The organism is candidate division TA06 bacterium, assembly GCA_004376575.1.
Taxonomy (GTDB): domain Bacteria; phylum Hydrothermota; class DG-26; order E44-bin18; family E44-bin18; genus E44-bin18.
Genome location: SOJN01000104.1, coordinates 1 through 22827 on the forward strand (window position 1 = coordinate 1; position 22827 = coordinate 22827).

Genomic DNA, 22827 nt, shown 5'->3' on the forward strand with positions numbered 1-22827 from the left:
TGCGCGCTGGCAGGTGTCATTATTGGCATTCTTGCTGTTGGTTTTTGTAAACCGAACAATTGCCATGCTCAGATGGTCATAAATGAGGTGATGGCCAATGTGAAGGGCCCAGAGAATAAATTCGGACGCTACAATGAATTTGTAGAAATATACAACGCATCTTCCAATCCACTGGACCTTTCCGGGTGGATGGTTACAGATGGCGATGCAGTCGATATTATCACTCCGTGGTCAGACTCACTCGGTCTATTGAGTCCCAACGTTATTCTTGACACGTACGTGATACCAGGCAGGAACTATGCTCTCATCATTGACAGAGACTATGCCTCGGCCCCTGACAGTGAGGGGTACAGACCCTATCAGTTTGCGCCAGGCACGATCATTCTCACAACGAAAAACAGCACAATTGGAAACGGTCTCTCCACGAAAGACCCCATCGTCTTGCTGAACGCAAGCGGAGACACCGTTGACACATATGGAACACCCTGGGAGGAACTCGATTCTGTACCCTTTGATCCTGGCGACGGAATATCTGCTGAGAGGGTTTTCCCAGGGATGGCCGATACAGAATCGAACTGGTTGGCATGTGTGGACACGGCCGGATGCACTCCTGGAAGCCAGAACTCCGTCACGCCCTATCTGGGCGTCGGTCTCTCATGGGAGGACATAGCGTTTACTCCGCAAAAGCCAGAACCAGGACAGGATGTGGAAATAAGAGCCACGGTTCATAATCGATCCATGGAGCCGGCATCAAACGTTAGAGTTCTCTTCTATGTTGATTCTGATTGGAATTCAGATCCAGATAATAAGGAGTTGCTTGGAACAGTTAGCTTGAGCAGTATTGATCCTTTTGGCGGTAAAGCAGATGCAGGGATCAGGTGGCAGAGCCCAGGAGAGGGTTGTCACAGAGTTGGCGTGCGGGTTAGAGACAGCGTGTGCGCATTCAGAATGCTCAGGGTTGGGGGAGCACTTGGGGATGTGATCATCAACGAGATAATGTATGACCCGGATAGGAGTGGGGAGTGGGTGGAGGTTTACAATAGGACGAACCATGGGTTGAATCTGCGAGGATGGCGCATAGCAGATGGAGTAAAATCCTACGCAATCTGCGAGACCGACATCATTCTCGAGCCTGAAAGTTTCGCCCTGATCAGTTCCGACAGTCATGCACTTTTCACAACATATGTAGTTCCGGACTGCATTGTACTCGAGCCGGGCACTCTTCCCTCCTTGAACAATCAGGGCGATACAGTACTTCTTTCTGATATTGCGGGGTTTGAGTCTGACATGGTGCATTACCTGAGAACCTGGGGAGGGGAAAAAGGGGTCTCCCTGGAGAGAGTGAGTGCTGAGGTTAAATCCAATGAGAGGGCAAACTGGAGTAGCTGTGTGAGCCCCGAGGGTGCCACCCCTGGCCTAAGAAACTCCATATTTGTCGGTTTGAGCCCCAGGCAGGCCAGGCTCAGCCTTTCTCCCAACCCTTTTTCTCCGGATGGTGACGGGTTTGATGATCGGACAGTGATCTCCTATCAGTTACCTTTTAGTGTGGCAAGACTGAGGGTTATGATATATGATAGAAGGGGGAAAATGGTCAGAAAGGTTCTGGGAGACGCTGAGGTTGCAGGCAAAGGAGCCCTGCTCTGGGATGGTAGAGACGATTCCGGCCGGGTCCAGGCAGTAGGTATTTACGTGGTTTATGCAGAGGCGTCTGACTTGACGACGAACAGGAAGATCAGTTCAAAAGCAACTGTTGTGCTGGCAAAAAGGTTGAACTGATATTTGATGTAGCGGATGGAGGGACCTATGGAGGGGTTGATAAAGAAAGCATTGAAGGTCTGCGATGTTGACTATGCTGAGGTTCACATCGAGGAAAGGCTGACTACCAGAGTCAGCTACGCTGGGAAGGAGATGGAGGATGTGGGAACCCACACGACCCTCGGTGGCAATGTGAGGGCATTCAGCAAGGGAGGGTGGGGGTTTGTGTCGTTCAACGATACTTCTAGAATCCAGGAGTGCGCGAAAAATGCTTGTATGCAGGCCAAGTTGGTTGAAGGAAAAGGTGGCAAGCTTGCCCGCTCAGAGCCCGTAAAGGATACCGTCAGGGTAGAACTGGCTGACGATCCAGCAGGGATTCCACTTGAGCAGAAGGAGAAAATAACCCGTTCCTACAATGACATAATACTTAAATCCGAGAAGATAAAAACATCACGAGTCCGGTATCAGGATTCGAGGATCCGACGGTATTTCTTCAATACTGAGGGGTCGGAGATAATTGAGGAGAGAGTCTATTGTGGTATAGGATACTATGCCGTAGCCAGGGATGGGAGCAATGTTCAGATCTCCTTTGATTCCGTGGGGGGGACGGAGGGGTTCAATACTGTGTTCAATCAGGAAGCCGATGTTGAAAGAGTGGCAAAGGAAGCCGTGGATCTTTTGAAGGCGGAGAAGGTCAAGGCCGGAAAGTATACGGTTATTGTAGACCAGCTTCTGGCAGGAGTTTTCGCCCACGAGGCCTTCGGCCATCTATCGGAGTCCGATTTTCTATATCGGAATGAGCGGGTCAAGAAAATAATGGAACTCGGCAAGAGATTCGGCCCTGACGAGCTGTCCATAGTGGATGATGGTACCCTCCTGGGTGAGAGAGGATACTACAAATATGATGATGAAGGCGTCATGTCGCAGAAGACTTACCTGATAAAAGACGGAATTCTGGTTGGGAGACTTCATTCACGAGAGACGGCAGGAAAGATGGGCGAGAAACCAACGGGGAATGCGAGATGTATCAGTTACAGGTTTCATCCCATTGTCAGGATGTCATGCACATTCATAGAGCCCAGAGACAGAAGTCTGAAGGAAATGCTTTCGGGAATAAAGAGGGGAATCTACGCGAAGGGTGCCTACGGAGGTCAGACTCAGCTCGAGATGTTCACCTTTAGCGCGCGGAGAGCCTATCTCATTGAGGATGGAAAGATTGGCCCATTGACAAGGGACGTAGTTCTGAGCGGCAATGTGTTCGAAACACTTAGGAACATTGAGGCCTTCGGAAACGACATCGAGTTGCATGGTGGGCTTGGAGGATGTGGGAAGGACGGCCAGGGGCCTCTGCCCACATCAACGGGGAGCCCCCACGTTAGAATAAAAAACGTCATCATCGGGGGGAAATAGTCTATGCAAGCAGGAGCGGAGAAAATACTGGACAAAGCACTCAAGCGCGCAGACGACGTAGAAATCTATTATGAGGAGAGTGAACGGACGCCAGTCAGGTTCAAGACAGATGAGCTCTACTCTATTGACGTCAAGCACACTCGGGGGATAGGTTTGAGGGTGATAAAAGATGGGAAGATCGGGTTCTCATCCACATCCGACCCGTCCAGAGTCGAAGGACTTATTGACGCAGCCGTGGAGTCTGCGAGGTTCGGACAAGAGGCGAAGTTTCAGTTCCCGGGCAAATCGGAATTTCCAGAGGTTGATATCTACGACAAAAAGGTGATTGATCTGGCAACCGAGACATCGGTCAAAGAAGGAAAGAAGCTGATTTCCATGATCAAGGAAAAGGAACCAGAGGTCAAAGTGGATGCTCGCATCGGAAAGGCAGTCTCTAGAATTAGCATAATCAATTCGCGTGGACTCAATTTCTCATTTGACAAGACCTACTTCACCTATTTCGTTGAAGGTTTCCTTCTTGCCAATGGAAGCTTCGTCTGGATATTCGAGGGGAAGAGCAGATGCTCGCTCAGTATGGAGACGGAGAGGTTCGCCAAAGAGATTCTCTGGAAGACATCTCTAGCAAAGAAGGACGTCGACATTCCTAACAAGGCAATGCCTGTCTTGTTCATGCCTGATGCCTTGACTTCGCTCTTAAAGGCTTTTGTTCTCGGAGTGAATGGAAAGAATGTTCAAAAGGGCTCATCTCCTCTCATAGGAAGGGTGGGCGAGAAGGTTCTGGGTGAGGAAGTGACCATGTGGGATGACGGTTTGCTTGAGTGTGGCATAGGAAGTTCACCTATGGATGCGGAGGGTATGCCTTCAACCAGGACTCCTCTGATTGAGGAGGGGGTGCTCAAGGGATACATCTTCGACCTTCAAACTGCGGGCCTAATGGGTTTGGAGACTACAGGAAACGCAGCCAGGAGTTACAACTCAATGCCTATACCCGGTGTGAGCAACTTCTGCGTCTCACCCGGAACATCATCGGTTGAAGAGATGATAAGAAGTATAAAGGAAGGTGTCGTGGTCTACGACGTTCTCGGCGGCGGACAGTCGAACCTCCTTGCCGGCGACTTTTCTGTTAACGTCTCTCTTGGGTTCAAGGTTGAAAATGGTGAAATGGTGGGAAGGGTCAAGGATGTTATGGTTGCAGGGAACGTGTATGATGTGTTCAAGCGAATAATCGATGTTGGAAAAGAGGTAGAGGAGGTGTGGGGATTCTGTTCGCCTGCTTTCTGCTTCGGCGACATGAAAGTTGCAAGCAAGACGAAGTAATAGGGTAAGTGATCTTCCCAGGGTGGAGAGACCCCGGGAAAAGCTGGTTGCAAAAGGGCCCCAGGCCCTCAAAGACACAGAGCTCCTGGCCGTAGTCCTTGGTGCCGGCTACAAGGGCTTGAGCGTTCTGGAGATCTCAGAGAGGCTGCTCAAGCAGTATCCCCTCCACCGGCTTCTGAATCTGCCCGTAGAAAAGTTGAACAGCTTGAAGGGATTGGGACCAGCAAAAGCGTGTTCTCTCAAGGCTTCCTACGAACTCGCGAGGAGAGCCCTTTCCATTGACGCGGATATTCTTCCCACTATCAGGTCTCCCAAGGATGTGGCCAATGCGGTATCAAGCATAAGAAAGAACAGGAAGGAGAACTTTGTAGCCATGTGTCTGAACGCAAGGAATCAAATCATCAGAAAAGAGACGATATCCATAGGGAGCCTTAATGCGAGTATAGTCCATCCAAGAGAGGTTTTTCAGCCGGCAGTAACCGAATCTGCTGCAAGTGTTGTTCTGGCGCACAATCACCCCTCAGGAGATGTAAGGCCTAGCGATGACGACATACAATTGACCAGGAGACTGGTGAAGGCTGGAGAAATAATGGGAATAGAAGTTCTAGACCACGTCATAGTCTCCGAAAAGGGATACTTAAGCATGAAGGAAAAGGGATTCATCTAGTGTCTTTGGTTTTTGTAAGCTCTGGCGGCAACAGATATGAGAATGTGAGGTCCTGTCTGGAGGCCCTTGGCGAGAAACTGCATTCGTCTCTCAAGGGCAAAAAGAAGATTCTTATCAAGCCCAACTTTGTGAGCACGACAAAGCAGACGGCATCATCTCATGTTGATGCAGCCAGAGCGGTTCTCGACGTGATAGGGGATAGTGTGGAGGGGGCAATCACCATTGCAGAAGGTGCTGCTCAGAAACCAACGAGCAAGGGTTTTCGGGATTTTCACTTCGAGCGGCTCCTGGAGAGTTACGATATTCGATTGCTCGATTTGAACACTGATGAGCCAGTTGAAGTTGAGCTTTTCGGAAGGGATCTGGAGCCGATGATGTTCAGAATTGCCAAGACTATCGTGGAATCCGATTTCAGAATAAGTCTTACCCTTCCCAAGACTCATGACACTGTGATTGTCACCCTTGCGATTAAGAATATGGCTGTGGGGAGCTTGCTGAAGGATGTCTATGGCGATGAGAAGATGAAGCTCCATCAGGGATGTCGGGCGATAAACAGGAGTATCGCGAGGCTGGCGAAGATTGTCCCGCCATCACTTTCTGTCATAGATGGGTTTGAAGGAATGGAAGGCGAAGGGCCTGAGCTGGGCAACGTGGTCAAACTTGGCTGGGCGATGGCAGGTTTCGATGGCCTTGCAGTCGACACGGTGGCCGCACATCTTATGGGAATTGACCCGGGGGTGGTCGGGTATCTCACGATGTGTCGAGAGGAAGGATTAGGGGAGGGCAACCTGGACAGAATAGGAGTTGAGGGGGTTGATCACGTCTCGGATTTGAAAAAGTGCTTGAAATTTCACTCAACTTATGAGAAACAATTAGATTGGAGGTGATTTTCATGAAGGCGCTCGGAGTTTTTGTGATCCTCGTTTTGATTGGTCTCTGCTATTTCCTTCTTGCCTACCATGTGGTGACGGCCGACTCGGGCAAGTTTCTGGTGAAGAAGCAAGGTATGCGTTTTTCCGAAGCTTTTGTGGACATAAGGGGATGGCAGTCCGAAGATCTGGACAATCATCCCAGGCTCACCGATGCTTTGCTTGCCGCTGGCCATCAGAAACTTGTTGATAAGATTGACGGTATAGAGGAGCTGAAAGAGCCAGCAAGTGCCCCAGCGGTTGGCGGTTTGGGAGGGATTACTGATCCGATCATAGAATCCCAATCTCCTTCAGGAAGCCAGAAGACAGGCGGCAGACTGAGAGACAGAGCAAGGGAGGCAGGAGGCAAGTAATCTCCTTCCACGCGATCCTTCCCCTCCCTTTGTTGGGTGGAAGGGCGGCATCGATTTTCGATTTTCGTATCTAGGGGTCTGGTATGTTTTCATTTGATTTTCTGAAAGACATAGTGACCAGAAGAGAGTTCATACGAAGAGGAGCAAGCGGTGGGGTGACTCTCGTGGTCGCGCCGCCTATCCTAAAGGCAATTCTGGCCGCCTCCCAGGGTGCAAAGGAAGAGATCCCGGGATGGCTTTCAAAGAAAGAGATGGAGAAACTCCTCAAAGTAGCTCTGTCCAGAGGCGGTGACTTCGCAGACGTATTCCTGGAGAGAAAACTGCGAAGAGATATCAACATGGATGAAGGAAGGATCAATACTGTCCGGTTCGGGATAGACCAGGGTGTTGGCATCAGGGTGATCAAGAAGGACACCACCGGATATGCCTTCTCGGATGACCTTTCCATGAAAAAGTTGAAAGAGACAGCCAGGGTTGCTTCAGAAGTGGCCCATTCTGCCGCTCGGTCGGCTTCCATCTCTCGTTCAAAACCTCCTCATCACGTCTTCGCCAGGATACCGCTGGAGTCAGTTGCCGAGAGTGAGAAATTGGACCTGTTGAAAAGAGCTGATGCGGCAGCACGCGGGTATGACTCGAGAATAAGAAATGCAAGTGTCGATTACCATGACGAGACCCGGAGGATAGTGATAGCAAATTCTAAAGGTGTATGGATTGAGGACGAGAGACCTATCATATACTTCACAGTCTGGGCCCAAGCCTCACAGAATGGTAAGAGGCATAGAGGGAGGAGCAGAAGATCAGGTACAAAGGGAATTGAGTTTTTTGAAGGGCACCCACCCGAGGAACCAGCATTGACGGCGGCGAAAGAGGCTATTGTGATGCTGGACGCAGAAGAGGCTCCAAGCGGTGAGATGCCGGTTGTGGTGGAAGCCGGGTGGGGAGGTGTTCTCTTCCACGAGGCTGTAGGACACGGACTTGAAGGGGATCTTGTACAAGCGAAGACGTCCTTCTATTACGGGAAGCTCGGTGAACAGGTAGCTTCTGAACACATCAATCTTGTTGACGAGGGTTCTATTCCGGGCTTGAGAGGTTCTGCCAACATTGACGATGAGGGCACAGCCACGCAGCAGAATATTCTCATTGAAAAGGGCGTACTCAAAGGTTACATGCACAGTCTTCTGACTGCAAGGCAGTTCGGTGCAAAGCCTACCGGGAATGGCAGAAGAGAAAGCTATAAGCACTTTCCTCTTGTCAGGATGACGAACACCTACATCATGGAGGGGAAGACCGACCCTCAAGACATGTTCAGAGCCACCAAGAAAGGCCTCTATGCAAAGGCTTTCTGGGGTGGCGTAGTCGATACCGCATCGGGCAATTTCACCTTTTCTGTCCGCGAGGCGTATCTTATAGAAGATGGCAAGGTGACCCGGCCGGTAAGAGGAGCTACGCTTGTTGGAAGCGGCCCCGAGGCCTTGAGGTCCATTGACATGCTTGGAAACAATCTTGGATTTGGGCCTGGCACGTGCGGTAAGGGGCAATGGGTTCCGGTCACTTCCGGTCAACCCACTTTGAGACTCTCCAAGATCACCGTGGGTGGCACGAAAAGTGATTAGAGGTTGACTCATATGGACTATGAAGCGTTGGTCAAAGACACTCTAAGGAAATTCAAGCAAGCCGGAGCTGATGCGGAAATCTTCCTCCAGACAGGGGACAGTCTGGAGATATCTGTGAGGGACGGAAACCTTGAGAACCTCAAGCAGTCGGGATCCAAGGGCATGGGTGTAAGAGTCTTCTACAAGAAGAAGATGTCTTTTGTGGATTCTACGGATTTTTCGAAGGGCGCAGTGGACTCACTTGTCGAGAAAGGTCTCTCGTTGGCAAAGATGGCGGGCAAAGATGAATACAATGTGCTGCCCGAACCACGGGAAGTCACGCACAGGCCTGAGATATATGATCCTGAAATCAAAAGGATCCCCTTAGATAAGAAGATTGAGCTCGCAAAAGAGGTGGAGAGAAGGGCTCTTTCATATCATCCCCTGATAACCAAGCCGGAAGGATGTTCCTACTCAGACAACTCTGGGAAGGTGATAGTGGCTAACACACTGGGCATTTCTGAAAGCTACAAGGCAACCTATTTCCACGTAGAGATCGGAGTAATCGCAGAGAAAGGCGAAAGCCAACAGCCCGGAGAGTATGAGACCGGCAGCAGATTCTTCTCAGATCTCATGGACATTCAGACAATTGCAGAGAACGCAGGTCGCAGGGCGGTGGCCATGGTTGGTGGGGAGCCCGTCAAGTCTCAGAAAGCCGCAGTGGTCTTCGATAGACTGACCGGGGAAAGACTACTCGACGGTGTCTCGCGGGCCTTGAATGGGGAACAGGTGGCGTTGGAGAGGTCGTTTCTCAGGGGGAAGATAGGGGAGAAGATAGGTTCCGATCTCGTCACCATTGTGGACGATGGCATTATGAATAGAGGTAATGCCAGCCGGCCGGTGGATGGTGAAGGGGTCCCTACACAAAGGAGAGTCATCATCGAGCGCGGGGTCCTCAAAGGATACTTCTACAATGCAAGGGGAGCTGCAAGAGCTAAGGGTAAGTCAACGGGAAGTGCAGCAAGATGGGGCTACGGTCAGCCGCCCGGTATAGGCCACCATAACTTCTATCTGGTTCCGGGAGAGCTCTCTTCCGATGAGATAATCACGGGGACGAAGAAAGGTCTCTATGTGTTTCAAACCATAGGATTTGGTGTTGATGCCGAATCTGGAGGTTTCTCTGTGGGGGCTTCGGGCGTCTGGATCGTGGATGGTAAAGTAGTCGGACCCGTGGCAAGGGTGGCCATAGCCAGTCACATGCTCGAGATGCTCAAAGGGATTGACGCTGTTGCCAATGATCTTATTATGGATAGGAGCGCAGCCTGTCCAACCTTCCGGATAAAGGAAATGACCATCGGTGGGATCTAACGATCTTTCCCCTCAGGTGACATAATCAAATGGCCAGGAACAGGAAGTCAACAAAGAAGCGAGTTGATTGGAGTGACAAGGAACATGCAGAGGCTCTGATCGAGCAGCGGAAGTTTCTCTGGGATGAGGACTATGTTGAGCTTCTGGCAAGGCGCATTGGCATCAAACCAGGAAAAACTATCGCCGATATAGGCTGTGGCCTTGGCTACCTTAGCTACACGTATGGAAAATTCTTAGAGCCAAAAGGAAGATACATAGGAGTAGATGTAAACAAGAAGCTCCTGCACATGGCGCGCAAGGCAGCGGCCAGACGCAAAATGGGCAAGCTCTTCCGGTTCGTGCAAGGGGGTGCCCTGAGTATCCCTCTGGAAGATGAGTCTGTTGATGTGGCAATGTGTCAGACTCTCCTGATGCACCTCAAGGAACCAGAATCTGCAGTGAAGGAGATGATCCGGATTACGAAGAAGCGCGGCAAGGTGGTAGCCTTTGAGCCTAGCTGGGAAGCAGGCGTTGGGTGGAACAACTTGCGAGAACCTCCAATAAAAGAGCGACTTGAAGATTTGGAGTTCCTCTCCCGCATTTGGGAAGGTCAGAAGAGACTTGGGGAGGGAGATGTGAGGATAGGTGAGAGGGTGCCTTACCTATTCATGAGAAATGGATTGAAGAAGATTCAGGCTCTGAAGAACAACAAGGTAGGTTGGGCGCTGATCCCTCCCTATGATACCCCTGAGCTGAAACAGCGAATCAAAATGACCCTCAGTTCGCTGGAAAAGCAGAAGAACAAGACAAGCGGCGAGAAGAGAAAAGAGTACCTGGAAGGGAAGAGATGCTACATGGCCGGGGGCGGAGACGCGGAGAGCTACAAGCAAGCGGTGCGGAGAAGGACTGGAAGGTTTCAGCGATACAACGAAGGCATGATGAAGATGATAAGAAAGGAAAGGTTCTACTCGGTATCGACCGGCCCTTTCTACGTGATAATCGGGGAGAAGTAATGATCTTTTTGCTAATCGGAGGAATATGATGGTGCGAACAAAGAAACTCTCTTATCTTGCTGTCGTCATAATCGGAGTTTTATCCGTATCCGGGTGCGCCCACTCCATTAGAAGCTCACCTCGTGAGCCTATAGGAGTCATGGGAGCGCTCGATTCCGAGATAGAACTGATCAAGGAGGCTATGGGACAGCATTCTTCCACAATCGTCGCTGGCCGGACCTACTATCTGGGAAAAATCGGGGTGCACAGAGTAGTACTGGTGAAGGCCGGTGTTGGAAAGGTCAACGCTGCTATGGTGGCTCAGGCAATGATAAACAGGTTTGGAGTGAAGAGCGTTGTTTTCACCGGGATTGCGGGAGGGATAAATCCCGACCTGCATGTTGGAGATGTTGTCATCTCGAACAAGGTCATTCAACACGATTACGGTTTTCTGGGGAAAGATGGATTTCATCCAGGAAAGATTGCCATACCTGATATGGAGGGCGGGGAGATGGCGGTCGCGTATTTTGAGCCAGACAGTCACCTGGTGGGAGTTGCCAGAAGAGCTGCAAGCCGTGTCAGTTTTCCCACGCCGGATACCACAATAAGTCTCCATGTTGCCGGCCCAATCAAGGTGTATGAGGGATGTATTGTGACCGGAGATCAGTTCATAGCCTCAGAAGAGAAGAGGGCCTGGCTTCAGGAAACGTTTGATGCCTACGCAACTGAGATGGAGGGTGGTGCTGTCGCCCAGGTGTGCATCATCAACGGTGTGCCCTTTGTCATAATAAGGACTCTTTCAGATCTGGCAAACGAAGATGCCAGCATCGACATAGAGAAGTTCTTCTCCTATGCATCCCACAATTCTGCCATGTTGGTCCTGGAGATGCTGAGACTACTGCCGTAAGGAGACAGCACCTGGTCAGCGGTTGTGTCTCTCCCTTTCCACTGCTGAAACAAGAACGAGGACAAGGACTATTGCCAAAAGGAGGAGGAGGGATGCAAAATCATTCTCGAACAGCTTTATGGGAAGGTCAAGACCAGCATAGATAATTCCAGCAATCAAAATCCCAGTTATCGCCTCACCGGCTATCAATCCTGAGCTGAATAGGAGACCTCGACGTACTGCACGGGAAACACTGTCCTTTCCCTTCGCTCTCAAGAATCTTCGGACCGCTCCACTTGCCATGCCGCCCAGTAGTATAGGCAATGAAAGTGCGAGTGGAAGATATATGCCCACTGCGACCGGCATCACATGGGCTCTGAAGGGCGATTTCGCCTTGCGGAGGATTTCATCAAGTGCGATAAGGCCAATTCCTATCACTCCACCTATCAAGATCATGTTCCATGGAAGGTTTCTATCAGTAAACATTGCTTTAACAATACTGGCAAACAGAGACGCCTGTGGTGCAGCCAAAGATCCGGGTGTTCCAGTGCCAATGCCGTAGGCCTTGTGCAGGACCGTGAGAACGGGTGCGATTGCAAAAGCAGACACGAATACCCCCAGGAGTTCCATCACCTGCTGCCTCTTGGGTGTGGCGCCAAGAAGATGTCCTGTCTTCAGATCTTGAGATACGTCACCCGCCGTGCATGCCGCACAGCAGACAATACCCGCCACACCTAGTGCGGCTATCATCCCGGCCTGGCCAGACATTCCGAGGACCAACAGAAGTCCAGAGACAAAAAGGATGGTGCATATGGTCATCCCCGATACAGGGTTGTTCGAACTGCCGACAAGTCCTACGATATAGGATGAGACGGCCACGAAAAAGAATGAAGCGATGACCATTGCAATTCCGGATATTAGTGCTATTGAGGCTGAGCGGGTGAGATATACATAGAGCATGAAGATGAGTATGGAAACCAATGCAATTCCAACTGCAACCTTATTAGGCTCCAGATCCTTCGCGGTCCTCACAGATATTGAAGAATCCGTCTTCTTGAAGCCATGCACAGCTTCTCCGAATCCTCTGACCATACTCCTTGAGACCTTTATGATAGACCAGATACCTCCCACCACCATGGCGCCTACACCCATATATCTGACTTGCGTGGACCAGATATTCCAGACAGCATCCAGTGCAGACCCTTCTGGTATCCCGCTCACAGCCACGAAAATAGGGATGGCTACGAGCCAGGCCAGTGCTCCTCCAATGAACACAAGGCTCGCTATGTTAATGCCCACTATGTATCCTACGCCGACCAAGGCGGCGGAGATGTCGGCCCCAACGTAGAGCAGGCCTCTCCCGGATCTCCACGCAAACTCAACTGTTGACTTCACTAGTACAACTGCGCTGGTGATGAATTTTAAGGCCATTCCCAGAAAGAGTGCACCGAAGACATACAAGATGCCGGAGCCTCTCTTATCTCCGGCCTTAAGGACATGAGCGCACGCCACGCCTTCTGGAAATATGAGTTCCTTTTCCTCGATTATCAGGGATTTTCTCAAAGGCACCATGAACAATATGCCCAGGGTTCCTCCCAGCATCGCAATCAAAGTGGTGGGCCAGAACTTGAAGTCTGTCCAGGCTCCGGCTATCAAAAGGGCGGGGACCGTGAAGATGATTCCTGCTGCCAGTGATTCACCAGCCGAAGCCACTGTCTGGACAATGTTGTTCTCGAGTATTGTACCTCTTCTCAGTATGCCCCGAAGGATGCCCATGGAGATGACTGCCGCGGGTATGGATGCAGAAACAGTCATGCCGGCCTTGAGGCCAAGGTAGATATTTGCTGCGCACATGACCACGGCAAGGATAGCTCCGAGGATGACTGCTGCCACAGTCACCTCGCGAAGAGAGGTTTCAGGAGGAATGTAAGGCTTGAAATTCTCCTTGGGCATGTGCTCCCAAAGAAAGAAGAGTGGTACTCTCAGTTGAGTTTCAGATCACTTTATCAGCAAGGCAATGGGGACTATGATACAGTAGCCGAGCACAAGCAGAATTGGAGCGAGCGTTATTGACCCCTTGTAAAGGCTGAGAAAACCAAGAAGTATGGAAAGCAGTCCCGCAGCGCCGATTACATAGTTCTTTGGCCCGAACTGGACCATCTGGAGCCTGCGCGACTTCTGCACGCGCCTTTTGGCATCCTTCTTCCGTTTTTCCTTTGCCGCTTTCTTCTTCTTGCCCATATGTTTAGAATCCCAATTTGCTCTGTTACTTGCCCTGTTGTTTGTTCAACTTATCGCCATATTCAATGTCTTTGTATGCATCCCCAGTCAGCCCTTTCTCCTTCTTGGCATAGCCTCTGTGAATGTAGGCATCGCCGTGCTCAGGGTTGAGCTCTATCAGTTCGGTAAAAGTATCAATGGCCAGATCATAATTCTTGGCCTCGTGGTAGCACATTCCCAGGAAAAAGAAGCTCTCTTCATCTTTAGGGTCAAACTTGACGACGCGCTTGAAAGCTTCAGCGGCTTCACCATACTTCTTCAAAGCCATGCGCGTGAAGCCAAGATTGAAGAAGGCATCTCTGTCTGTGCTGTCAAGCTTTGCTGCCTGCGCGAATTCCCCCTCTGCCTCTTTACTGTTTTTCGTCTTTGAGAATACCAGCCCAAGGTAATAGTGAGCCTTGGCGTTATCTGGATCCCTGCTTACTACTTCCTTCAGCATGCCTTTTGCATCCTCGTAGCTTTCGTTTTTGATCTTGTAGCGAGCCAGGCTGACACGGACGGACATATTATCCGGGGCTTTCTCTATTGCTTTATTCAATATGTCCTGAGCTTGGTCTTGCTTGTCTTGCTTCGTGTAGACGTAAGAAAGCTGCGTGTAAGGGCCAATTGAATCCGGTATTATTTCGATTGTGCTAAGTAACCTCTTTTCAGCGGAGTCCCAGGCTTCGTCTTCAATGAAGTCCATGCCGGAGTTATAGTATATGGCCCAGAAATAGCGCGGTTCTCTCCCGAATTCGCTTTTCTGCGAAGGGTTTATGGAGATAGCTTTGTCAAAGTGATCGGCAGCCTTTGTGAACTTTCTCTGGCTGGCGTAGCTCTTTCCCAGCCACATGTGGGCGTCGGAGTTTTCAGGCTCTATTTCTAAGGCCTGCTTAAACTTAACCTCCGCAGACTCGTACCTTGACTGTTGCATGTCGATTATCCCGCCCGTAACGTAGGGGTTCCTGCTTGCACAGCCCAAGGAGACGCACGCGAGGCAGAGAAGAATGACCAGAATATGTTTTTGTCCCACCACACCCTCCTTATCTGTTAATGGGTAGGTGAATAACCAACTGAAGCAGGTATAACAGAAGCACCCGAGAGTGTCAAGGGTAAATTCCTTCCATTGCTTGTGGTCCATTGGTTCTTGACACTAAACAACTCAAGCCTATAATGGGTTCGAGCTGAGGTAAGAATGAAAGCAAAAAGAGCCATCCTTCTCGTTCTCATTGTGGCATCAGTAGTTGCTGGATGCCGTAAGCCTCCGGAAAAAGTGGAGGTTAGGGAGCCAATCTATCCTACTCCCCCTGTAGAGGACTTCGAAGGGCTGTACGCGTATGCTGTTGGGCGAGATGGTTACTGTGCCATTGATCTCTTCAAAGGGGCTTTGGTTCACAAGTCGAAGATTGCAGCGACCGTTAGCTCAGCGTGTCTTTCGACTGATGGGAGAAACTTGTACCTTGGGGTTGCCGGCGGTGTCGCGGTAGTAGACATGGTCAAACCGCGAATAACGCGCCGAATCTCTCTCGCTGCTGTTCCGCAGGTGCTGCTGAGCAATCCAATGGATGGTGAGATCTTCTCATTAGACTCTCTGAGGGGCCTTTCTGTGATAACACCGTCTGGCGAAGTATCCAGGATGGAGCTTGATGGCCTGCCCGGTACTGCACTCGTTACCCCTAATGGAGCAAAGGTAGTGGTCAGTGTTTCTGCTCCTCCGCGCTCTTTTGTAGAAGTCATTGACTGGGTGACAAAGAGTGTAAACAGGATAATAGATGTTCCGAACGCGAAGGGGATTGCATCCACCCCGTACGGGGTAAGAATGTACTGTCTTTCTGACTTGAGTGCTTTTGTGTACGATGGGAGGAGTTTTGAGCGCATAGGAAAGATAGACTTCCCCGCTTCTCCGGAGGCGATAAGGATGACGCCCGCCGGAAACAAAATATATTTCCTTGCCGGCTCAAAGGTATATGTCGTTTCCAGAGTAAGGAACTCGATCACCTCTGAGCTTGGTGTCGCAGGGAGGGTGGTGGACCTGAGATTCTCGCCTGATGGCGGATTTGCCTACTTGATAACTGAGAATCCGGACAGCCTTCTCATTATGGATGCAGGTATAGACAGCATAATCTTCTCAAAGGGTCTTGATCATTCGCCGCGAGAGCTCGCGCTGAGCCCCGCCGGATCCAGGGTCTATGTTCTAACTACAACAGGCTCATTGGGCACATTTGAGGTGAGTAAACGAGAATTCACTTCGGAAATTCCTTTGGGTATCGAGGCCTTCCAGTTGATAGTAAATAAGAATCGAGTCTCCATGGAAAAGGAGGTCGCTGAGCGACGTGACACGATAATCGAAGGAATTCGCGACGGATTCACAATTCAGATCAGCTCAAGCAGGAACATCAGTTCGGCAAACGCTCTGGCGAGCAAGTTGAAGACATCAGGATATCCAGCATATGTCTCCTCGTCAGGTTCTCCAGATGGGCTCCTCTGGTATCGGGTGAGAGTGGGCATGTTTGACAAAAGAGACGATGCTGAGGTTGTAGCCAAAGCAGTCACCGATTTCCAACGGCTTAAGTGCTGGGTGACCAGTGCCTCAATCAACGTTGGTATCCTACCTGAGCTATCCCCAGCCGGTCGAGACATGGACTCAGATGGAAAGCCGGAGGTCGTGTACAAAATAGATCCGCGGCATCTTGTCGTCTATAAGATTGACAGAGGGGTTTATGTCAGAGTTTACGCAACTTCAAAAGAAAATGACATTTACCTGGGCGAGCCAAGGATGCAGGATGTGGATTCTGACGGCGACCAGGAGGCAGTGACCGAGCTCCTGGAAGGAGGCAAGGTGTCAGTGATAGATTTCGCAGACGGCGCCTATACCGAACGGATATCCCTCCGCTAACGCCCAGCTACCGAAACTGCGAAACTCCCCTCACCCATGCCCCACGCCATGGAAATTCCCCGCAACCCTCCACGCTCCTTCGAAATTACGAAACTCCCTTCACTCCCGCCCTACACCTCTAAAATTCCCTTCCCACAATCGGTACCGCATGGGGACAGGCACCGAATTGTTGCGTTCTGGACAGTGTGTGAGCTGACACGCTGTAGGGGCAGGGTCTCCCTGCCCTTGGGGAAAGGGCGCGGAAACCGCGCCCCTACAAATTCGCGGGGTTACTCAATGCCGGATCATAGATCTTAGATAATTAGGCCGCGCCCCTGCAACTCTACACCAGCGCTCAGAACAACAGAAGACGAGTTTGTCATTGCTTCGTCGTCGTTCGAGAGACTCCCTTCGGTATCCTCAGGGCAGGCACGACTCCCCGCAATGACACGTTTTGCTTAGGTGGGATGGGGGTTTCGTACTTAGTAATTCCTGTAAGGGATCAATAGCCAAATTCTTTCAGGTCGCTGGCTTTCTTTCTCCAATCCTTTCTTGTCTTAACCCACAATTCAAGATATACAGGTCTGCCGAGAAACTCTTCAATCTCTTTCCTCGCCTTCTCGCCAATTCTTTTCAGCGCTTCCCCTTTCCTTCCTATGAGAATTGCCTTCTGGGAAGACCTCTCAGTATGTATAACTGCTCTTATGAAGTCCTTACCCTTGTCTCTTTCTGAAAAGTCCTCAACAGTGACCGTGGTGGTATAGGGGATTTCCTGCCCGTAGCAAACAAATATGGTCTCTCTGATTATTTCTCCCACAAAGAATCTCTCAGGCTTGTCTGTTAACACATCAGGTGGATAGAAAGGACTTCCAAAAGGAAGTAGCCTCATGATAGAGTCAAGGAGTTCATCCAGACCGTCCGCACGTAGAGCAGATATGAGAACGATTTCTTGAAAATCGTACATCCTTCTGGCCGCGTCTATTGCTGGCAAGAGCACCTTCTTGCTCACCGTGTCTATTTTGTTTATGGTCAGCACTACGGGTTTGTCTGTTTTTCTAATCTCCCTTATCGGCAAATCCTTCTCCGAAGAGATGTCAGGTTCTGCCATCAGGACAAGCACGTCCGCATCATTTAGGGCTGAAATCGCCTTCCTGACCATAGACTGTTGAAGTCTTACGCCTTTCTTGGGCTGGAAGATTCCCGGGGTATCCATGAGTATCGCCTGGAAGTTCTTGCCGTTCAAGATGGCGATAGTTGTATGCCTTGTGGTCTGTGGCTTGGGTGTGACAATTGCCAGTTTCTGTTTCATGAGCGCGTTCAGCAGTGTCGACTTGCCAACATTGGGTTTGCCCAATAGTGCCACGTAGCCCGCCCTGAATTGACTTCCAGAATCGGGTATCAGTTTCTCCAACCTGCTATTTTCCATGAGATGCTTTGACCTCTTGAATGTTTGAATCGAAAAACCCCAGGGATCGCCTCATAATCATGTTTTGGAAAAGGACAGCGGCCAATGTGTTCGCTTCTCACTTCGCCCTGAAACGTATAGGCATAGGGATCTTCCACCATTGGAAATATGCAGAGAGGGAGTGGATGAGACTACTTGCGCTTTCGGAGGCTTGCGTATCCGAAAAGTTTGGCTTTCTTGGTTATGGTGGCTTGAGCAGCTGCTAGTCTGGCAATGGGTATCCTGTATGGCGAGCAACTCACGTAGTCGAGGCCGATTTCATCACAGAAAGCGATTGACCGGGGCTCTCCACCGTGCTCGCCGCAGATTCCAATCTTCAGCTTTGGTTTGGTTTTCCTTCCCCACTCGACAGCGATTCTCATCAACCTACCCACTCCCTTAACGTCCAATATGTGGAAGGGGTTGTCTTTGAGAATCTTTCTTTCATTGTAGAGTGGAAGGAATGCCCTCTCCGCATCCTCTCTGCTAAAGCTGAAGACGGCCTGCGATAGGTCATTGGTCCCGAAGCTAAAGAATTCACATACATCGGCAAGTTTGCCTGCTCGCATGCAGGCGCGCACAACTTCTATCATTGTTCCAAACTTGTACGGTATTTCCATGCCCGTTTCTTCCATGACTTCTCTTGCCACCGCATCGATTCTTGTACTCACCCATATGAGCTCCTGGCTGGTACAGACCTGAGGTATCATGATTTCAAGATCCACCGTGATTCCCTGTTTTGCTGAATCGACTGCTGCCAGGAAGATGGCTCTGGCCTGCATCTCGTATATCTCCGGATATGTCAGGCCTACACGAACACCTCGATGTCCAAGCATGGGGTTCACTTCAATGTGTTTGGAAACGCGTTCTATTTGCTCTCTCTTCTGAGCAATCAACTCAGGATCAGCCTTATCTTCCTCAAGTTGTCTCAATTCATCCCTGAGGCCGCCTATTCTGGGGAGAAATTCGTGCAGAGGAGGGTCAAGAAGTCTTATCGTGACAGGGAGACCTTCAAACGCCTTGAGCAGGTCGGTGAAATCTGACCTCTGCATTGGAAGCAGTTGGTCAAGGTACTTCTGCCTTTCCTCAGTAGTCTCAGACAGAATCATGCTCTGTACAATGGGCAGCCTATCCTCGGCATTGAACATCCTTTCGGTCCTGCACAGTCCGATCCCCTCTGCTCCCAGTTTCCTGCCCAGGGCAGCCTCTTCTATGGTGCTGGCGTTCGCTCTCACTCTTAGTCTTCTCACCTTGTCCGCCCAGCGGAGCAGTACGTCCAGTTCCTCGAAAATTCCCGGCTCAACTGTTGGCGCCTCACCAACGTAGACCTTCCCCGAGGAGCCATCGATGGTAATCACTTCGGCTTCGCACACCACTGTCGATTTCACGAAGAAGCGCTTCCTATCGTGGTCTATGTTGAGGGTTTCGCATCCGCATACGCAGGGCCTTCCCATGCCGCGGGCCACAACGGCAGCATGCGAGGTCATTCCCCCTCTGGCAGTGAGTACTCCCGCGGATGCGAACATTCCCTTGACATCTTCTGGAGTTGTCTCTTCGCGTATCAGTATTACACGCTCTCCGATCCGGCCGCGCCTTACTGCCTCCTCGATGTCAAAGATCGCCACGCCATAGGCCGCGCCAGGTGAAGCTGGCAGACCCTTGGCCAGGACTTCACCTTCGAATTCAGGTGAGATTCTCTTGTGAAGAAGATCATCAAGCTGCTTTGGCTCCACTCTCATGATGGCATCGTCGGTGAGAATAAGACCTTCCTTGACCATGTCCACCGCGGCCTTTACCGCCGCCTTAGCAGTCCTTTTTGCAGTTCTGGTCTGTAGAATCCAGAGATTTCCTTGCTGGATGGTGAATTCCATATCCTGCACATCATGGAAATGGTCCTCCAGCCTTTTTGCTGTGCTGGTGAGGCTGGAGTACAACTCTGGCATTCTTTTTTCCATGGTGGGAGTTTCGTTCTTTGACTGGGCATCGGAGAGAGGCATAGGATTCCTGATGCCCGCAACCACATCTTCACCCTGAGCATTCTCAAGATACTCACCGTATATGTAGTTATCCCCAGTAGCAGGATTTCTGGTAAAGAGAACACCCGTAGCACTCCTTGCTCCCATGTTTCCAAAAACCATTGCCTGAATATTAACGGCCGTGCCCCACTCATCGGGGATTTCTTTTATCTTTCTGTAGTCGACCGCTCTTTTGTTGTACCATGAATCAAAAACTGCAGTGATGGCTCCCCAGAGCTGTTCCATGGGGTCTTCTGGAAACTCCTGAGAGGTCGTGTTCTTGATTATCTCCTTGAAGGTCTCAGTCAGCTCCTTCATGTCGTTTGCAGGGAGTTCAAAATCGTACTTTATTCCTCGTCCTTCTTTCTTCTTCTCTAATGCCTTTTCAAAGTGCTCGCCGGGCGCTTTAAGCACCACGCTTCCATACATCTGAATAAGCCTTCTATAACAGTCGTAGGCAAACCGCTCGTCAGAACTTTTGCCAGCAAGAGCGTCCAGTGTGTTCTGGTTCAGTCCTATGTTGAGCACAGTATCCATCATGCCTGGCATGGAAACGGGCGCCCCTGACCTTGCTGACAAAAGGAGGGGGTTCTTCAGGTCCCCGAATCGTGACTCCATCGTTTCTTCGATTTCCTTGAGGGCGGTTTCGACCTGGGGTCGCAATTCCTCAGGAAATTCGTGGCTATGGCTGAAGTAGTAATTGCAGACCTGTGTACTGATTGTAAAGCCGGCCGGCACGATCACACCCAGATTGGTCATCTCGGCCAGGTTTGCACCCTTGCTGCCCAGCAGGTTCTTCATTGCCGCCGAGCCGTCGGCTTTCCCGTTTCCGAAGAAAAAGACATACTTGTCGCTCATGCCAATTAACCTCTCTTTTTTCTGATTATACACTTTTGGAAGAGGGAATTCAATAGCCTACTGCGGAGTCAACAATTTCGAAGGCGTAGGGTGGGTTGGGGCCAAATCTCTGTAACCACAGATTATCACAGATTTCCACAAGATTATTCTTATTGTTTGGATTCAGCCATAGGGATGTGTTTGGAATCTGTGTGAATCTTGTGTAATCTCGTGGTTTCAGTGGTTAGGTTGAATTTCGGCGGTTGTGAGTGTAGGGCTAGATCTGCTCGGCCAATCTGTGATCTGGTTCGAAGTACATTCTTCTGGACAGCAGAATCACAAGACTCATGGAAATGCTTACGGCACACATTATCATGTACATTATTACTATCTGGTATCGTATTGCCTCAGTGGGCTTGGCTCCCGCAATGAGCATTCCGGTCATGGTGCCGGGAAGCTGAATCAACCCCACAACCTTCACTGTATCAAGAATCGGAATCATGCTCGCCCTGAAAGATGCGCGCGTGGCTGTTGAGGCCGCCTGGGAAGAAGTCGCGCCCAGAGCTAGAGCAGCCTCTATTCTGGGGATGCTTGCCTTGACTTCCGAAGTGAGTCTGTCAAATAGAACGGAACATGCCCTCATGGAATTCCCTATGACCATCCCCGAGAAAGGGATGAGAAACTTAGGCTCTGTGTCAATTATTTTGAGAGCTATCATCAGGCCAATAGTGAGGGCTGTGCCAGCCCCGAGACTGACCGTTGCAATCATGAATCCAAGACGTTTCCTGAATGCCCTTCTGCTTGAGGTGAATGCCCCGATCAGGACCATGGCCGCGAGCAGAAGTAACATGTACTCTAGTTTTCTCAAGTCGAAGAGGTAGTCGAGCAAATAGCCAATTGCGAGAAGTTGAACCAGCGCTCTTACAGTTCCTATTATGATGTCAGATTCCAGCTTGGATCTCTCAATCCACGCAAGCAAGAGGGCTATTCCCACCAGTATGAGCGAGGCTGCTATTTTTATCATTCTTCAGTGACCTCCAGGTTCCCGCTGAGGAATTGCTTGACAATCTGCGAAGCACCCTCTCCGAATATCTCACTTCCTGGACCTTCGGCAACCTTTCTTCCTTCTATGAGCAAAAGCACGCGATCGGCAAGTCGCTTTGCCTGATCAACGTCATGCGTCACCATGATTATTGTAGGTCCTTTGGTCACAGAATTCTTTATGAAATCCTCAATACGCTGCTTTGAAGTGGGATCGAGTGCGGACGTGGGCTCATCCATCAGGAGTATATCCGGTTCATTGGCGAGCGCCCTGGCAACAGTCACCTTCTGTTTTTCACCGGCGGACAATTCTCTGGTCATCCGATTGATGAGATTCTTGGAAAGCCCCACAGTTGAACCAAACTGAGCAGCAGGGCCCCTGTCGTGGTCATCCCTAAGTCTCCGGCCATAGAGGATGTCATCCTCCACAGATCCCTCAAAGACAGCCGGGTTCTGGAAGACCATTCCAACCTTCTGCCTCAGTTCGGTGACATCCAGCTCATCTATATCGGTTCCGTTCAGGAAAATCTTTCCTGAGTCTGGAACTTCGAGTTTGTTTAGCATTCTAAGGAGAGTAGTCTTTCCAGAACCTGTGGGCCCCAGAATAACAAACACTTCCCCCTCGTATGCGGTCATGTCCACGTTGTCCAGTATCTTTGTAGGATGGAGTTGACCCGTTTTGTCCGGGAGGGGTCTTGTCTTAACGAGATCTTTTGCCTTCAGTTTCTCATTCACAGTAGTGAGATTTTATCCCATAGTTCTACAAAGTACAAGGTACAAAGTGCTAAGTACAAAGGACCGCCCTCAATCCGAAAGTAAGGGCAATCCGCCGGCCTATGTTACCAGGCGACCTTGAACACTGCCCTTCAGCACAATCAGGAGTCTCCGCCGAGGGCTCAAGACCGTACGGCTACCTCTCAGCTCTTCGATCCAATATCCTAGATGCATTGAGGGAGGGGATGGCGGGTGTCGCTTTGCCGTGTCTGAGTCCTGCGAGTATTGTCATTCTCGCCCCTGTGTGTAACACAGCGCAACCACTGTCATTCCCGCGGAAGCGGGAATCTAGGAATACGCGCGGTAGGGATCTGGATCCCCGCCTGCGCGGGGA

At 50.4% G+C, this 22827-nt stretch carries 18 protein-coding genes; 11 read left to right on the plus strand and 7 right to left on the minus strand.

Annotation, left to right across the window (positions count from 1 at the left end; genetic code table 11):
• From E3J62_09015 to E3J62_09060, 10 genes are all read left to right on the plus strand, one after another.
• Positions 1-1776, plus strand: a 1776-nt coding sequence (locus E3J62_09015; GenBank protein TET44901.1) for a hypothetical protein, incomplete at its 5' end; no start/stop codon positions are given.
• A gap of 15 nt (positions 1777-1791) precedes the next feature.
• Positions 1792-3165 (plus strand): TldD/PmbA family protein, encoded by a 1374-nt coding sequence (locus E3J62_09020; GenBank protein TET44902.1) that lies wholly within the window; start codon positions 1792-1794, stop codon positions 3163-3165.
• 3 nt (positions 3166-3168) lie between these two features.
• Complete coding sequence (locus tag E3J62_09025) at positions 3169-4482, plus strand: TldD/PmbA family protein (GenBank protein TET44903.1); 1314 nt, start codon at positions 3169-3171, stop codon at positions 4480-4482.
• Entirely contained in the window at positions 4463-5149 is a 687-nt protein-coding gene (locus tag E3J62_09030; GenBank protein ID TET44904.1) for a JAB domain-containing protein, read from the plus strand. The genes E3J62_09025 and E3J62_09030 overlap by 20 nt, the downstream gene beginning before the upstream one ends.
• Positions 5038-6036 carry a DUF362 domain-containing protein gene (locus E3J62_09035; protein TET44905.1) on the plus strand — a complete coding sequence of 333 codons (999 nt, stop codon included), beginning with the start codon at positions 5038-5040 and terminating at the stop codon, positions 6034-6036. The genes E3J62_09030 and E3J62_09035 overlap by 112 nt, the downstream gene beginning before the upstream one ends.
• Before the next feature lie 5 nt (positions 6037-6041).
• Positions 6042-6431 carry a hypothetical protein gene (locus E3J62_09040; protein ID TET44906.1) on the plus strand — a complete coding sequence of 130 codons (390 nt, stop codon included), beginning with the start codon at positions 6042-6044 and terminating at the stop codon, positions 6429-6431.
• Positions 6432-6514: 83 nt separating this feature from the next.
• Positions 6515-8044 carry a TldD/PmbA family protein gene (locus tag E3J62_09045; protein TET44907.1) on the plus strand — a complete coding sequence of 510 codons (1530 nt, stop codon included), beginning with the start codon at positions 6515-6517 and terminating at the stop codon, positions 8042-8044.
• 12 nt (positions 8045-8056) lie between these two features.
• Positions 8057-9391, plus strand: coding sequence for a TldD/PmbA family protein (locus tag E3J62_09050; protein TET44908.1), 1335 nt, complete (start codon positions 8057-8059; stop codon positions 9389-9391).
• 29 nt (positions 9392-9420) lie between these two features.
• Positions 9421-10383 carry a methyltransferase domain-containing protein gene (locus E3J62_09055; protein TET44909.1) on the plus strand — a complete coding sequence of 321 codons (963 nt, stop codon included), beginning with the start codon at positions 9421-9423 and terminating at the stop codon, positions 10381-10383.
• 25 nt (positions 10384-10408) lie between these two features.
• Positions 10409-11269, plus strand: a complete 861-nt coding sequence (locus tag E3J62_09060; protein ID TET44910.1) for a 5'-methylthioadenosine/adenosylhomocysteine nucleosidase — start codon at positions 10409-10411, stop codon at positions 11267-11269.
• A gap of 15 nt (positions 11270-11284) precedes the next feature.
• Here the strand turns inward: E3J62_09060 and E3J62_09065 are convergent, their stop codons facing one another.
• From E3J62_09065 to E3J62_09075, 3 genes are read right to left on the minus strand one after another with little or no spacing between them, the layout of a single operon-like run.
• Positions 11285-13201, minus strand: coding sequence for an oligopeptide transporter, OPT family (locus E3J62_09065; protein ID TET44911.1), 1917 nt, complete (start codon positions 13199-13201; stop codon positions 11285-11287).
• 45 nt (positions 13202-13246) lie between these two features.
• A complete protein-coding gene (locus E3J62_09070) occupies positions 13247-13489 on the minus strand; it encodes a hypothetical protein (protein TET44912.1) in 243 nt (80 codons plus the stop codon).
• 25 nt (positions 13490-13514) lie between these two features.
• Complete coding sequence (locus tag E3J62_09075) at positions 13515-14648, minus strand: tetratricopeptide repeat protein (GenBank protein ID TET44913.1); 1134 nt, start codon at positions 14646-14648, stop codon at positions 13515-13517.
• A gap of 54 nt (positions 14649-14702) precedes the next feature.
• On the opposite strand from E3J62_09075, the gene E3J62_09080 reads away from it, so the two are divergent.
• A complete protein-coding gene (locus tag E3J62_09080) occupies positions 14703-16403 on the plus strand; it encodes a hypothetical protein (GenBank protein ID TET44914.1) in 1701 nt (566 codons plus the stop codon).
• Positions 16404-16884: 481 nt separating this feature from the next.
• Here E3J62_09080 and E3J62_09085 read toward each other — a convergent pair whose 3' ends face one another.
• From E3J62_09085 to E3J62_09100, 4 genes are all read right to left on the minus strand, one after another.
• Positions 16885-17808, minus strand: coding sequence for a GTPase Era (locus tag E3J62_09085; GenBank protein TET44915.1), 924 nt, complete (start codon positions 17806-17808; stop codon positions 16885-16887).
• 170 nt (positions 17809-17978) lie between these two features.
• Positions 17979-20699: a pyruvate, phosphate dikinase gene (locus E3J62_09090; GenBank protein TET44916.1), complete on the minus strand. Its 2721-nt coding sequence runs from the start codon at positions 20697-20699 to the stop codon at positions 17979-17981.
• Between the two features lie 256 nt (positions 20700-20955).
• A complete protein-coding gene (gene fetB, locus E3J62_09095; protein ID TET44917.1) occupies positions 20956-21702 on the minus strand; it encodes an iron export ABC transporter permease subunit FetB in 747 nt (248 codons plus the stop codon).
• Complete coding sequence (locus E3J62_09100; GenBank protein TET44918.1) at positions 21699-22454, minus strand: phosphate ABC transporter ATP-binding protein; 756 nt, start codon at positions 22452-22454, stop codon at positions 21699-21701. The genes fetB and E3J62_09100 overlap by 4 nt, the downstream gene beginning before the upstream one ends.
• Positions 22455-22827: the final 373 nt, after the last annotated feature.